Annotated in this window: 15 protein-coding genes; 14 read left to right on the plus strand and 1 reads right to left on the minus strand. The window is 45.7% G+C overall.

Annotated elements, in window-relative coordinates:
* From nagZ to ACN0QW_RS04710, 12 genes are all read left to right on the plus strand, one after another.
* Positions 1 to 1,017, plus strand: coding sequence for a beta-N-acetylhexosaminidase (gene nagZ / locus ACN0QW_RS04655; protein ID WP_417429187.1), 1,017 nt, complete (start codon positions 1 to 3; stop codon positions 1,015 to 1,017).
* Positions 1,018 to 1,091: 74 nt separating this feature from the next.
* The gene (locus ACN0QW_RS04660) at positions 1,092 to 1,784 is read left to right on the plus strand and encodes a site-2 protease family protein (protein ID WP_299376191.1); all 693 of its coding nucleotides are present in this window, start codon (positions 1,092 to 1,094) and stop codon (positions 1,782 to 1,784) included.
* Between the two features lie 16 nt (positions 1,785 to 1,800).
* Positions 1,801 to 2,607 (plus strand): segregation and condensation protein A, encoded by an 807-nt coding sequence (locus tag ACN0QW_RS04665; protein ID WP_417429190.1) that lies wholly within the window; start codon positions 1,801 to 1,803, stop codon positions 2,605 to 2,607.
* 40 nt (positions 2,608 to 2,647) lie between these two features.
* Positions 2,648 to 3,340 carry an SMC-Scp complex subunit ScpB gene (gene scpB, locus ACN0QW_RS04670; RefSeq protein WP_417429191.1) on the plus strand — a complete coding sequence of 231 codons (693 nt, stop codon included), beginning with the start codon at positions 2,648 to 2,650 and terminating at the stop codon, positions 3,338 to 3,340.
* A gap of 133 nt (positions 3,341 to 3,473) precedes the next feature.
* Positions 3,474 to 4,535, plus strand: a complete 1,062-nt coding sequence (locus ACN0QW_RS04675) for an ABC transporter ATP-binding protein (RefSeq protein WP_417429193.1) — start codon at positions 3,474 to 3,476, stop codon at positions 4,533 to 4,535.
* A gap of 115 nt (positions 4,536 to 4,650) precedes the next feature.
* Positions 4,651 to 4,860, plus strand: a complete 210-nt coding sequence (locus tag ACN0QW_RS04680; protein WP_046505231.1) for a twin-arginine translocase TatA/TatE family subunit — start codon at positions 4,651 to 4,653, stop codon at positions 4,858 to 4,860.
* A gap of 78 nt (positions 4,861 to 4,938) precedes the next feature.
* On the plus strand, positions 4,939 to 5,400 hold the full coding sequence (tatB, locus tag ACN0QW_RS04685; RefSeq protein WP_417429196.1) for a Sec-independent protein translocase protein TatB: 462 nt from the start codon (positions 4,939 to 4,941) through the stop codon (positions 5,398 to 5,400).
* Between the two features lie 3 nt (positions 5,401 to 5,403).
* A complete protein-coding gene (gene tatC, locus ACN0QW_RS04690) occupies positions 5,404 to 6,213 on the plus strand; it encodes a twin-arginine translocase subunit TatC (RefSeq protein WP_299376175.1) in 810 nt (269 codons plus the stop codon).
* Positions 6,214 to 6,362: 149 nt separating this feature from the next.
* Positions 6,363 to 7,640 (plus strand): serine--tRNA ligase, encoded by a 1,278-nt coding sequence (serS, locus tag ACN0QW_RS04695; RefSeq protein ID WP_417429198.1) that lies wholly within the window; start codon positions 6,363 to 6,365, stop codon positions 7,638 to 7,640.
* Positions 7,633 to 8,421 (plus strand): 5'/3'-nucleotidase SurE, encoded by a 789-nt coding sequence (gene surE, locus ACN0QW_RS04700; RefSeq protein ID WP_417429200.1) that lies wholly within the window; start codon positions 7,633 to 7,635, stop codon positions 8,419 to 8,421. The genes serS and surE overlap by 8 nt, the downstream gene beginning before the upstream one ends.
* Positions 8,418 to 9,059: a protein-L-isoaspartate(D-aspartate) O-methyltransferase gene (locus ACN0QW_RS04705; protein WP_417429202.1), complete on the plus strand. Its 642-nt coding sequence runs from the start codon at positions 8,418 to 8,420 to the stop codon at positions 9,057 to 9,059. Before surE ends, ACN0QW_RS04705 begins: the two co-directional genes overlap by 4 nt.
* A 73-nt stretch (positions 9,060 to 9,132) precedes the next feature.
* The gene (locus ACN0QW_RS04710) at positions 9,133 to 10,311 is read left to right on the plus strand and encodes a peptidoglycan DD-metalloendopeptidase family protein (RefSeq protein WP_417429204.1); all 1,179 of its coding nucleotides are present in this window, start codon (positions 9,133 to 9,135) and stop codon (positions 10,309 to 10,311) included.
* Positions 10,312 to 10,379: 68 nt separating this feature from the next.
* Here the strand turns inward: ACN0QW_RS04710 and ACN0QW_RS04715 are convergent, their stop codons facing one another.
* On the minus strand, positions 10,380 to 11,252 hold the full coding sequence (locus tag ACN0QW_RS04715; protein WP_417429206.1) for an ATP-binding protein: 873 nt from the start codon (positions 11,250 to 11,252) through the stop codon (positions 10,380 to 10,382).
* Between the two features lie 211 nt (positions 11,253 to 11,463).
* On the opposite strand from ACN0QW_RS04715, the gene yajC reads away from it, so the two are divergent.
* On the plus strand, positions 11,464 to 11,847 hold the full coding sequence (gene yajC, locus ACN0QW_RS04720; protein ID WP_299376157.1) for a preprotein translocase subunit YajC: 384 nt from the start codon (positions 11,464 to 11,466) through the stop codon (positions 11,845 to 11,847).
* A gap of 127 nt (positions 11,848 to 11,974) precedes the next feature.
* On the plus strand, positions 11,975 to 13,543 hold the full coding sequence (secD, locus tag ACN0QW_RS04725; protein WP_417429208.1) for a protein translocase subunit SecD: 1,569 nt from the start codon (positions 11,975 to 11,977) through the stop codon (positions 13,541 to 13,543).
* Positions 13,544 to 13,546 lie beyond the last annotated feature (3 nt).

Below are 13,546 nucleotides of genomic sequence, written 5' to 3' on the forward strand. Positions count from 1 at the left end.
GTGGGGTTGAATTCAGTTATCTTTGGGTGTGAAGGCCATAGCTTAACCGATTGGGAAAAAGGATTTTTTTCGGAAATTAATCCCTATGGCTATATTCTTTTTGCCCGAAACTGTGATACTCCTGATCAGATAAAGAACCTTACTTCTGAGCTGAAATCGCTTTCTGGAAATGATGATCTGCCTGTTCTTATTGATCAGGAAGGTGGACGTGTTGCCAGATTGCGTCCACCCCATTGGCGCAAGACACCGCCAGCGGCAATCTTTGGACAGATTTTTGATCAAGATGAGGACAAAGCACTTAGAGCGACATATCTCAATGCTTGCTTGATTGCTTACGAACTCAGAGAACTCGGTGTAACGGCTGACTGCGCGCCTGTGTTGGATCTGACAATACCTGGGGCTCATGAAATCGTTGGGGATCGTTCTTATGGGGCGACGCCAGAGAAGGTGGCAACCATCGGGGCAAAGGTTGTCGAGGGTTTCCTGCGCAGTGGAATCATGCCTGTGGTTAAACACTTGCCAGGACACGGCCGCGCGATGGTTGATAGCCACAAAGAGCTTCCAAAGGTAAATACATCACGGGATGAGCTTTCAAGCCAAGATATAAAAGCTTTCAAACTGTTAAATTCTGCCCCGTGGGGCATGACGGCACACGTAATCTACGAAACGATTGATCCCGAACATATTGCGACGGTATCGCCAACGGTGATTAAGCAGGTTATTCGTGACGAGATCGGGTTTGATGGCATTTTGCTTTCCGACGATCTATCCATGAAAGCCATGGCGGGAACTTATGAAGAGCGCGCAAAGGCTGCACTGTCAGCTGGGTGTGATTTGGCTTTGCATTGTAATGGGGATCAGCAGGAAATGCTGTCCGTTGCCAAGGGCTTGATGGAAATTGACACTATGAAGGATGCACGTTTGGATAAAGCTTGGAAACTGCGCCAAGATAACCATATTGAGTGGAATTCAGTTCTCGATGAGCTTACAGAAATAATCTCTCCTTACTGGTCATAATCACTTTATTGGCTATAAGTCATTGGTTCTGAATTTCAGAGCTTTTCATTTCTAAAACACAGGTTTTTCATTTCATGGATATTAACGAGTTTCTTTTAGGTGCATCAGTTTGGGTTTTACCTGTGCTGTTAGCAGTTACTCTCCATGAAGCGGCTCATGCCTATGCCGCGCGCCTGCTCGGAGATGATACTGCATCAAAACTCGGGCGCGTCAGCTTGAACCCTGCGAAACATATCGATCCGTTTGGCACGATATTGCTTCCAAGTATGCTGATCTTTATTGGTTCTCCGTTCGTTTTGGGGTGGGCTAAGCCTGTACCAGTTGTTTTTGGTCGGTTAAACAACCCCAAAAGAGATATGATCTTTGTTGCTTTGGCTGGGCCTGCATCAAATATTCTTATTGCACTGATTGCTGCATTCGGTTTTGCCGTATTTGGGCTGGTGCCTGATATTGCTTCTGATTGGGTCGGGCAAAATCTGGAAAATGCGATCAAGATTAATTTGATGCTGGCAGTGTTTAATATGCTGCCTATACCGCCGTTAGATGGTGGCCGTGTGTTGACGGGCCTTTTGCCAACTTCATTGGCTATTCCGTTTTCCCGGTTGGAAAAGTACGGCATGATTATTCTTATCGGCTTGATTTTTGTCCTTCCGATGATTGGTCGTCAAATTGGAATGGACCTGAATTTAATCAGTTATGTGATAATTAAATCCATTCATGCTATGCTTCCCTTCTTTCAAGCGATTGCTAATCTAAACATCATCTAGTTGTTTAAGGAAATCAGTGTCAGAAACACTTCCCTTTGAAGAAGATGACAGATCAGAACAGGCAGAAGGGTTAAAAGCCCTACATCCGCTTGTTCTTGAGTTGGATGGCTTTGAGGGGCCTATTGATATTTTGCTGCAGTTGGCGCGGGATCAGAAGGTTGATCTGACCCAGATATCAATTCTTGAGCTGGCTAATCAATACATAGATTTTATTCAACAGGCGCATGAATTAAGGCTGGAGCTTGCGGCAGACTATTTGGTCATGGCGGCGTGGCTTGCCTATTTGAAGTCAAGGTTACTTCTGCCGGAGCCTGAGGGGGAAGAAGAACCCAGCGGGGCAGAGCTTGCAGCGGCACTGAAATTTCAATTACAACGCTTGCAAGCAATGCAGGATGCAGGCAAGACGTTGATGTCTCGTCCGCAGCTGGGAATTGATTTCTTTGCCAGGGGGTTGCCGGAAAATACCGGAGTTATTCATAAAACAAGCTATGATGTCTCGCTCTTTGATTTGTTAAAGTCCTATGCAAACAGCCAGATACGAACCGAAGAAAAGAGCCTGCTTATAGAACATATGGAGCTTCATTCTGTGGATGACGCGATCAAGCGGCTATCAGCTTTTCTTGGAACTATTCCTGACTGGCAGGATCTCAGCCGATTTCTCCCGGTTAAGGTAGAGCGCGGTATTTTGGCGAGATCGGCAGTGGTTTCTTTGTTTGCAGCCAGTTTGGAAATGTGTCGGGAAGGGCAAATTGATCTCTGGCAAGATGAAATTTATGGCCCGATATTTATCAAAGACGGCACGACGCGGATAGCTGAAAAGTGACGGGGATGAGGATTGTTTATGAGGTGTAGGGGAGGAACAGATGGAAACACGCTTTGATGATCTTCGACTTTTGGAAGCGTTGCTCTTTGCATCTATAGAACCGCTAACCATTGAACAACTTTCTAGACATTTTCAGAAAGACAGAGATTTGAATCCTCTTCTGGAGGAGTTGAAATCCTATTATGAAAATCGCGGTGTTAATCTTATAAAAGTTGAAGACAGATGGGCTTTTCGCACGGCACCTGATATGGCGCCTTTGTTAAGAGTTGAACAAAGCCAGTCAAAACAGTTGACGCGGGCAGGTGTCGAAACGTTGGCAATCATTGCATATCATCAACCAGTTACTAGGGCAGAAATAGAAGAAATCCGCGGCGTTAGTTTATCCAAGGGCACGCTGGATACGCTTTTGGAAATTGGATGGGTCAAACCAAAGGGGCGGCGGCGAACCCCAGGACGTCCGGTAACATGGGCGACCAGCCAGACTTTTTTGGATAACTTTGCCTTAGAAAGTCTGGATGACCTTCCGGGCTTTGATGAATTGAAAGTTGCTGGATTGCTTGATGCAAGACCGGCAATTACGGCCCTTGGCGATCATGGTGATCTACTATCGGTATCCGGTGATGGTGTTGATCTGGAAACAGGCGCTGAAGAAGAAGATGATGATCGACTGAGCAGTGAGTTTGGCGAAGATTTGGCCGATGAAGAAAGCGAACAAACTTTACTTCCTGTTTAAAAAATTACCTGTAAAAGAAAAAAACAATCAACTTACTGCGACATTTTGGATTATGATGTCAGTTGATATTGATTTTTAACTGCAGTTCTGCGAGGTTGCTGCAAAGATTGTATTAAATTTAGACGGTTACTAAATGTCGGCCCTCTGTTTAGAGAATGTTAGCCATAATTTTGGCATCCTGCCAGCTGTGAACAATGTTAATCTGTTGATTAATGCTGGGGAGTTCGTGTGCCTGTTAGGACCGTCTGGTTGTGGTAAGACGACAATTTTGCGATTGGCGGCCGGACTAGAAACTTTACAGTCCGGTACAATCACAATGGGTGAAACCATTGTTGCGGATGATAAAGCCGATTTGCCGCCAGAAAAAAGAAGCGTCGGTCTTGTTTTTCAGGACTATGCTCTTTTCCCGCACTTGGATGTATCCAAGAACATTGAATTTGGTTTAAAGTATCTTTCTGGTCGGGAACGTAAAGAACGTGTTCTTGAGACGTTGGCGCAAGTTGGTATGGCTGATTACCTTCATGCGTACCCACATACCCTGTCGGGTGGGCAACAACAGCGTGTCGCCTTGGCCAGAGCAATTGCCCCACGCCCCAAACTTGTTTTATTGGACGAACCTTTTTCTGGTCTTGATGTCAGGCTTAGAAATCAGGTGCGCGAAGAAACACTGAGAGTGCTTAAAGAAAATAACATTGCCACCTTGATGGTGACCCATGATCCGGAAGAAGCAATGTATATGGGGGATCGAGTTGCCATTATGAACAAGGGGCAGATTATTCAGTTTGCACAACCGAATGAACTTTACAGTAATCCGGCGAATACCTTTGTTGCGCACTTCTTTGGGGAAGTGAACGAATTTAAAGGGATTTGCTATGATGGACACGTTGCCACACCTTTTGGCGAGATCGAAGTTCCTGATCTTCATCATGGAACCGCTGTGGATGTGCTGGTGCGTCATGAAGGGATTATTTTGGGCAAAAAAGTGAATGGAACTGGTGTTGAGGCCCGTGTCCTAAAATCGCGAATGCTCGGAAAATCAAACTTAGTAGACTTTAAAGTTTCCAATGGGTTAGGCGGCGATCTTTATGTAAAAGCTCGTCTTGATAATCACACGATTCCGGTAACAGGAAATGACTGTGTTCTCGAATTGGATAAGCGCCTGACCTTTGTCTTTTCAGCAAAGACGCCTGACTGAAAAACTCAACACATGTAAAACACTCGGTGCTCTGACGTATGAATCGTTGCTTGCGCCTTTTCTTTTTGCCATAGTCCCTTACAGATTAAAGGTAATTGTCTCTAAGGAGAGAGTAATGGGTGCGTTCAGCATTTGGCATTGGCTGATTGTTTTAGTTGTTGTTTTGGTTCTCTTTGGTGGGGGCGGAAAGCTCAGCAAACTTATGGGCGATGCAGGTTCAGGCATTAAAGCCTTTAAAAAGGGCCTAAAAGAAGAGAATAAAGATACGGCTGCTTCTGATCAGGAAGAAAGCAAAACAATCTCTGAAGACAAAGATAAAGCATAAATCAGCCTTATTCAGGATTGATTTGTATTTGTGTTTGGGTGTGTTCAGGGATCCGTAATTCCTAAGGAGCAGTAGCCAATGTTCGACATCGGTTGGTCGGAAATGATGGTCGTTGCAGTTCTTACCCTTTTGATAATGGGGCCTAAAGAGCTGCCGAATACCCTTCGTACCGTCTCTAAATGGGTACGCAAGGCAAAGGGGCTTGCCCGGGAATTCCAATCCGGTGTTGATGATGTCATTCGTGAGTCTGATCTTCAGGATGCACGAAAAGCGCTGGAGGGGGCCAATAGCGAATCAATCCGTAAAACGGTTGAAGATGTTATTGATCCTACACAGGCGCTGACCAAGACGTCACAAGAAGTCAAAGATGGTGTCGAAGCGATAACAAAAGAAGACAAAGAAGATCATAATCCCTTTGCTTCTGTTCAAAAGCCGCTTGCGGATACACCTTCGACAAAAACAGGACCTGAGAAAGCTCCAGAGACAGTTCAATCTGAAGCAGTTCAGGTAGATAATACAACTTCTTCAAAAAGCAGCTAAGTAGTGAGTGATACAACCGAAGAACAGAAGATGCCATTACTGGAGCATCTGATTGAACTCAGAAAGCGATTGTTATGGAGTGTCGTCACTCTGTTGGTCGCTTTTTTGGCCTGTTTCGCTTTTGCTGAACAGCTTTTTGAATATCTTGCAGCCCCTTTGGCAGAAGTGATGCGCGAAAATTCGGTCAGTGATCGTCAGCAACGATTGATCTTTACTGATTTGACAGAGGTCTTTTTTACCTATGTGAAAGTCGCGTTCTTTTTTGGGGCTTTCATCAGCTGTCCAATCTTTCTGTCTCAGATCTGGTTGTTTGTTGCGCCGGGTTTATACAAAAACGAGAAATCTGCCTTTGCACCGTTTTTGATCGCGTCGCCGATTTTGTTTTTTGTCGGTGGGGCTTTGGTTTATTTTGTGATCTTCCCGCTTGCCGCAGAATTCTTTCTTGCGTTTCAGGTTGAAGGTACTGATAGCTCAATTGCTATTGAACTTGAAGCTAAAGTTAATGAATACTTCTCACTTATGATGAAGTTGATATTTGCTTTTGGCCTTTGTTTTCAGTTGCCTGTTTTGATGACGCTGTTGGCTAAGGTGGGTATTGCATCGTCCAAAGGAATGGCTGAAAAGCGTAAATATGCGATTGTTGGTGTCTTTATTGTTGCTGCAATATTTACCCCGCCAGATCCATTGAGCCAGTTGGCCTTGGCTATTCCGATTGTACTTCTTTACGAAGTGTCGATCCTGATGGCCAAAATGGTAGAACGCAAACGTGCCGAGGAAGAAGAAGCTGAGTCGACTGACGTAACCCCTGACTAAGGTCGTCCGTTCGCTGCACAGTTGATACCGAACCCTTTTAAGGCCTTTGATATCGAGATTTTGCTTATCTTAGCGTTGAGTATACTTTGTTGATAAGTATATCGTTTTAATTGAATTTTGTCTCTCTCAGTACAAGGACAGAGATACCTATGTATGACCTAAAGTTGATCCGCGACACCCCTGAAGTTTTTGACGAAGGGCTTAAGCGCCGTAATATGGAACCAATGTCTGCCCAGATTCTGGATCTGGACAAACAGCATCGTGCACTTCAGGCCGAGCTGCAAGAAATGCAAGCGCGCCGTAACGAAGCATCAAAACAGATTGGTATTGCCAAGCGCAATGGCGAAGACGCATCGGATCTGATGGCAGAGGTCGCGGGTATCAAAGAAGGTATGTCTGAAAAAGAGACTGCTGAATCTGATCTTGGTAACCAGATTAAGACAATCCTTGCCGGTATTCCCAACCGACCAAACGATGATGTTCCTGTTGGTGAAGACGAGGACGATAATGTTCTTTTGCGCACTGTTGGTGACAAACCTGAGCTGGGCTTTGACGCAAAGCAGCATTTTGAGCTGGGCGAAGAGCTGGGCGAAATGGACTTTGAGCTGGCGGCGAAGCTTTCTGGATCCCGATTTGTTGTTCTTAAGGGAAGTGTGGCCCGTCTTTACCGTGCTTTGTCACAGTTCATGATTGATATGCATATCGATGAACACGGTTATACCGAAGTGATACCACCAGTTCTTGTGCGTGATCACGTGATGTATGGTACGGGTCAGCTCCCAAAATTTGCAGAAGATTCTTTCAAGACTGAAGAAGGTTTCTGGCTTATTCCAACAGCTGAAGTGCCATTGACGAATACGGTTGCTGGCGAAATCCTCAAGGAAGATGAGTTGCCAAAGCGCATGACTGCGTTGACGCCTTGTTTCCGTTCCGAGGCTGGCTCTGCCGGGCGTGATACCCGGGGTATGCTGCGACAACATCAGTTTGATAAGGTGGAAATGGTTTCTGTTGTTCACCCGGATAAATCCGATGATGAGCTCGAGCGTATGACAAGTTGCGCGGAAGATGTGTTGAAGAAACTGGGGCTGCATTATCGCGTTGTGGTTCTTTGCACAGGTGACATGGGCTTTGGTGCGCGTAAGACTTATGATATCGAAGTTTGGTTGCCCGGTCAGGATGCATACCGTGAAATTTCTAGCTGTTCTACCTGTGGTGATTTCCAGGCGCGTCGTATGAACGGGCGTTTCAGATCTACTGAAACGAAGAAACCTGCTTTTGTACACACTTTGAATGGCTCTGGTGTTGCAGTTGGGCGCTGTCTCATTGCCGTTATGGAAAACTATCAGCAAGCTGATGGCTCCGTTATTGTACCCGAGGTTCTTAGACCATACATGGGGGGCAAAGAAAGTATCCTCTTGAATGACTAAGACGATACAGAGCCTTACAAATGCGCGGATACTGTTATCAAACGATGACGGTATCCACGCCAAAGGATTATCTGTTTTAGAAGAAATATCTCGCCAATTATCCGATGACGTCTGGGTTGTCGCACCAGAATCCGAACAGTCGGCCAGTAGTCATTCTCTTACTTTGAGACGTCCTTTGCGGGAACGCAAGCTTGATGACAAGCGTTACTCTATTGATGGCACGCCAACAGATTGTGTTCTGATGGCTATGAAGTATCTAATGGCTGATAAGGTTCCCGATATCGTATTGTCTGGGGTGAACGTCGGGGCAAATCTGGGTGAAGATGTTATCTATTCCGGCACGGTGGCTGCGGCAATGGAGGGGGCCATTCTCGGCGCCCGGTCCGTTGCTCTTAGTCTAAGGCCGGATGATAAGGATGAAAGTCTTTTTTATTGGGATACCGTTACCAAGTTTGCGCCTGAAGTTATTACGAGGCTTGCAACGTGGGATGAGCCCGGAAACCTGCTATTCAATGTGAACTTCCCGGGAATTCCTGCTGATAAAGTCAAAGGCATCAAGGTTTGTGCTCAAGGGCATCGGGACGAGGGAACAACCGTTGTCGAAGGAAATGACCCCAGTGGCCGGCCTTATTTGTGGGTTGGTCAGTTTGTCAGTCACCACACATCTATTCCGAATGCGGATCTGACAGCGATTGCTGAGGGGTATATTACAGTTACGCCTTTGAAATACGATCTGACAGATAAAGGTCTGTTGTCAAAGATGGAAACTCTGTTCCCATGAGTCTTGAAGCCCGCAAAATTAGACTTATTATGGAATTGAGACGCGGTGGTATTTCTGATACCGGCGTCCTTTCCGCGATTGAGCGTATTCCAAGAGAAGCTTTTGTCCCCGGGCCTTTTCAGGATCAGTCCTATGAAAATATGGCTCTTCCAATTGGTAGAGGGCAAACGCTGAGCCAACCACAAGTCGTCGCCATGATGACACAGGCTCTTTCCGTAACGAAAAGAATGAAGATTCTCGAGGTTGGTACAGGATCTGGATATCAAGCTTCCATTTTGTCACGTTTATGTCGGCGTGTTTATACGATCGAACGCTATCGTGAGCTATTGGGGGAGGCAGAAGAACGTTTTACAAACCTTCGTCTTCACAATGTGACCACAAAGTTGGGAGATGGTTACAAGGGGTGGAAAGAACAAGCACCGTTCGAACGCATAATTATCACAGCTGCACCAAAGGAAATTCCCGAAGCTCTGCTTGAGCAACTGGCAATAGGTGGTATTCTGGTTTTACCGTTGGGGTCACAAGGTAATAATCAGGAATTGATCAGGATTACGCGGACAGAAAACGGGTTTGATCATGAGAACCTTGGCGAGGTACGGTTTGTGCCTCTTGTTCACGGGATGCCAAAAGGCAGCTAATTGGCTTTGGTGGTTGTAGTACAGGAATACGCTCGTAACTAATTTGATGTTTAATCGGACCTGCTTACCAAATTTGAAACTAGGTTTTGTACTGTTAAGCGCAGGGCTGTACGGGTGCACGATCAATCCGTCGTCCTTTCCGACAACGACACAAAAATCAACACCAACTCAGACGGTTTATAGTTATCCACCGTCTATTTTGCCAAAGCGAAAGCCAACACCGCCGTCGCGTCCTTCAACAGCGGGGCATACGACTGGTCGTGTTGCAGGTGTTTCAATTCCGGCGTTGTTACCTAAAAATATTCCTCTGCCCAAAAGAAACCCGAGAAGGCAGCTAAGGCAAAGCAGTTCAACGACTGTGATCCAAAAACAAGCGAGAGCGACTTCGCAACTTGTAAATAATCAGACAGAAATTTCTACCACTCAATACACTGTAAACCGTGGTGATACGGTCTATTCTATATCTCGTAAACGCCGGGTTTCTATTCGTGAACTTATTATTCTGAACCGTTTGTCCCCGCCTTATAAGCTATTGGTCGGGCAGGCTATTAAGCTGCCGGTTTCGAAAGAGCATGTTGTGATTGCCGGGGATACGCTTTACAGCATATCACGTCGGTATGGTGTTGAAACCACAGCATTGGTGAAGATTAACAAAATCAATCCACCTTATTCTCTGTATGTGGGGCAGCGTTTGAACCTTCCTGCATTACGGCAAAATAATGTGGTACGTTCAGCAAGTGTTTCACCTTCGACCAATAGACCAAATATTACGGCGGCAGTTCCGAAGACCTCAGCTAAAACACCTGTTCGAAGCGCTATTCCCGCCAGTCCTAAAAATTTCACCGGCCCGGTTCCCAAGCCGTTACCGCGGTCATTCAGTAATTTCTTGCGGCCAGTTAAGGGCAAAGTAATTTCATCTTTTGGCCCTAAAGAGGGCGGTATTCACAACGATGGTATCAATATTGCTGCGGGGCGGGGAACGCCTGTGAAGGCTGCTGAAAATGGTGTGGTCGTTTATGCGGGAAGTGAGCTAAAGGGCTTTGGACAGATGCTGTTGATCAAGCATTCAGATGGATGGGTAACAGCATATGCCCATACCGATCAATTACTCGTTGGACGCGGCCAACGAGTAAAGAGGGGACAGGATATTGCCAGAGTTGGCAGTACAGGAAATGTTTCCAAACCTCAGCTTCACTTTGAAATTCGCAAAGGCTCTGAAGCTGTTAATCCCAACAAGCTGCTAACGAACTAAATCTGTTTCTGTGATTTACTTCATGCTAGAACTAAAAGCGTATTGTATCATGTATATGGGGATCATTCCTATGGAATTTTGATGGACATTCTTCCGGCAAGGTCCTGTATAAACTGCCAAGCGACACGACCAGAGCGGGATCCCCGGGTAACAGACCATTCACGTGCTTCGGCATGTAAAGCATCGCGATCTATTTTTATGCCGTACTTTTCTACGTAGCCTTCGATCATGGCAAAGAAGGTGTCCTGATCACAATTATGGAAACCAAGCCACAAGCCAAAACGATCGGACAGGCTGACGTTTTCTTCTGTTGCCTCTGAGGTATGGATGGCTGATGACCGTTCGTTTTCAATCATGTCACGGGCCATGAGATGTCGACGATTTGATGTTGCATAGAAAAGCACATTCTTTGGGCGACCTTCAATACCGCCTTCCAGAACAGCCTTAAGTGATTTGTATGTATCGTCCTGAGTGTCAAAGCTGAGATCATCGCAGAAAAGAATACAAGGACGTTCTGATGTTTTTAAAATCTTTAAAAGTCGGGGGAGGGACGGGATATCTTCACGGTGTATTTCGACAAGGGTTACTTTGTTGAAATTATTTTCTTCCGCGAGTGAATTCACCCTGTCATGAACGGCTTTGACAATCGAACTTTTCCCGGTACCTCTTGCACCCCATAACAACGCATTATTTGCTGGATACCCCTCTACAAAACGCAGGGTATTGTTCAAAAGAGATTCTCTTTGCCGATCAATTCCTTTTAGAAGATCAAAATCAACCCGATTCACATCTTCAACAACTTCCAGAACATCAGGTTCGGTCTGCCATACATAGGCATCTGCCTGGGAAAGATCAGGCGCACTTTCTTTCGGTGGAGATAGTTTTTCCAGTGCCGAAGCAATACGTTCAAGTACAGGGTACAAGTCTTTAGAATCAGTCATTTATACTACTCCGGCGCTAAGCCTGTCGGTCGATCATTTTTCGAACCCTAGCGGGCGGACCTAAGTCAGTCAAATGCTCTGTCATTCCGGGATGTTTTCTTTGTTTTTCTGTTCGTTTGCATTTCCGGGCCAGACAGTTATAGTCCGCGGGTAATTTTTTTTGGGGGTTGCTTAGCAACCGATTCCAAGTTCTTTAGTTTTGGAGGGATTAATGTTGATTTCCACAGCCTATGCCCAGGCAGCTGGTGGTGCTGGTTCGTCGAGTGAATTGTTTGCGACACTATTCCCACTCGTTTTGATTTTTGCGGTTTTCTATTTTCTGATTATTCGCCCGCAAAGCAAGAAGATGAAACAGCAAAAAGCGATGATTGACGCTATCCGTCGTGGCGATAAAGTCGTCACAGCTGGTGGTGTTATTGGAACCGTTGCAAAAGTAAAAGACGGAGGCGAAGTTCAGGTGGACATCGCTGAAAACGTTCGTATCACTGTTATCCAGAGCACAATCGCAAGTGTTGTCAGTAAGACAGAACCTGCTGATAAGTCTGCTAACGACGATAAAGACAAAGACAAAAAAGACAAGAAATCTAAAGATTAAGCCTTTTTTGGATTTTCCGTTTTAAGGAAAGTTTATAGAAAAGCATCTTTAGGGGTGGTTTTTACCTGCTCTGGTCCTATATCCAGAGCAGGTTTATTTCATATATCAACAGATAATACGGCCCGTTATGGTTCAGTTTTCCAAGTGGCAAATTTTTGCAGTTATTGGCGTTCTTGTTCTCGGTATCTTTTATGCCATGCCGAACTTGTTCAAAGAACAAACTCTTGAAACCTTCCCTGATTGGGTCGCGAGTGATCAGATTAATCTGGGACTCGATTTACAAGGTGGTTCCTATCTTTTACTCGAAGTTGATCTGGATGCTGTGGAAGAAGAACAGCTTACCAATCTAGTCGAGGGGATCAGGTTAAACCTTCGTACTGAACGCATTGGATACCAGAACCTCGGTGTCGAAGGCAAAGCCGCCACCTTCACGCTTCGCGATGCGAGTGAGGAAATGGTTGGTCGTGTACGAAAGATGATCTTCGAAAACAACCCGGGGCTTTTGATTTCGACCGATGGTGCCAAGATTATTTCTGAATACAGCGATCAGGTTTTGCGCGAACGCAGGATCGCAGTGATCAACCAATCGATCGAAGTCCTTCGCAAGCGTTTGGATGAAACAGGTACAAAAGAGATTAGTCTGCAAAGACAAGGTGAAAGCCGTATTCTTATTCAGGTTCCAGGCGTTAAAGACCCTGATGAAATTAAACGTCTGATTGGTAAAACAGCAAAGCTGACATTCCATCTGGTTGACCAAAATGCAGATCCTTATTCTGGTAAAGCACCTGTTGGTTCACAGATTATGCTGTCGCAAGAAACACAGGCAAGTGGGCAACCGCAACGTTACGTTATCAAAAAACGGGTTATGGTAAGTGGTGAAAATTTGATCGATGCGCAAGCAACGTTTCAGGATGCACAGCCAGTTATCTCGTTTACTTTTGATACAACTGGTGCGCAAAGGTTTGCCCGGGTAACACAAGAAAATGTTAATCGTCCTTTCGCGATTGTTTTGGATGGTAAAGTTATTTCAGCCCCTGTTATCAGATCACCAATTCTAACGGGGAATGGCATTATTTCTGGTAACTTCACCCCGCAATCTGCTGAAGAGCTTGCTGTACTTCTCAGGGCTGGTGCTTTGCCTGCACCGCTTGATATTCTTGAAGAGCGCACAGTTGGTGCCGGACTTGGTGAAGATTCCGTCAATGCAGGTAAAATCGCGAGTATCATTGGTCTGGTGCTTGTGTTGATCTTTATGGGATCAGCCTATGGACTGTTCGGCGTTATGGCGAACGTTGCGCTGGTTGCGAACCTTGTCCTGATTGTTGCTGTGCTCTCGCTTTTTCAGGCGACACTTACGTTGCCGGGTATTGCCGGGATTGTTCTGACAATCGGTATGGCTGTGGATGCCAATGTACTTATTTTTGAGCGTATTCGTGAAGAAATACGTAACGGCCGCGGACCGGTTATGGCGGTTGATGCTGGCTATAAACGCGCGATTGCAACGATTTTGGATTCAAACATTACGACGCTTATCGCGGCTGTATTGTTGTTCCAGTTCGGCACGGGACCCATTAAAGGTTTTGCCGTAACACTGACTATTGGAATTGTTACATCTATGTTCACTGCGATTATGTTTACCCGATTGCTTATTGTTGTCTGGCTGCGCCGTCGTCGGCCGCTGTCGCTTGGTATATAAGAG

The organism is Kiloniella sp. (genome assembly GCF_048259265.1).
Lineage (GTDB): Bacteria > Pseudomonadota > Alphaproteobacteria > Kiloniellales > Kiloniellaceae > Kiloniella.

Coding starts and splice junctions, on each gene's coding strand:
- secD (WP_417429208.1), top strand. CDS start 11,975: ATGGTTCAGTTTTCCAAGTGGCAAATTTTTGCAGTTATTGGCGTTCTT.
- ACN0QW_RS04715 (WP_417429206.1), bottom strand. CDS start 11,252: ATGACTGATTCTAAAGACTTGTACCCTGTACTTGAACGTATTGCTTCG.
- ACN0QW_RS04660 (WP_299376191.1), top strand. CDS start 1,092: ATGGATATTAACGAGTTTCTTTTAGGTGCATCAGTTTGGGTTTTACCT.
- scpB (WP_417429191.1), top strand. CDS start 2,648: ATGGAAACACGCTTTGATGATCTTCGACTTTTGGAAGCGTTGCTCTTT.
- ACN0QW_RS04680 (WP_046505231.1), top strand. CDS start 4,651: ATGGGTGCGTTCAGCATTTGGCATTGGCTGATTGTTTTAGTTGTTGTT.
- ACN0QW_RS04705 (WP_417429202.1), top strand. CDS start 8,418: ATGAGTCTTGAAGCCCGCAAAATTAGACTTATTATGGAATTGAGACGC.
- ACN0QW_RS04675 (WP_417429193.1), top strand. CDS start 3,474: ATGTCGGCCCTCTGTTTAGAGAATGTTAGCCATAATTTTGGCATCCTG.
- tatB (WP_417429196.1), top strand. CDS start 4,939: ATGTTCGACATCGGTTGGTCGGAAATGATGGTCGTTGCAGTTCTTACC.
- serS (WP_417429198.1), top strand. CDS start 6,363: ATGTATGACCTAAAGTTGATCCGCGACACCCCTGAAGTTTTTGACGAA.
- surE (WP_417429200.1), top strand. CDS start 7,633: ATGACTAAGACGATACAGAGCCTTACAAATGCGCGGATACTGTTATCA.
- yajC (WP_299376157.1), top strand. CDS start 11,464: ATGTTGATTTCCACAGCCTATGCCCAGGCAGCTGGTGGTGCTGGTTCG.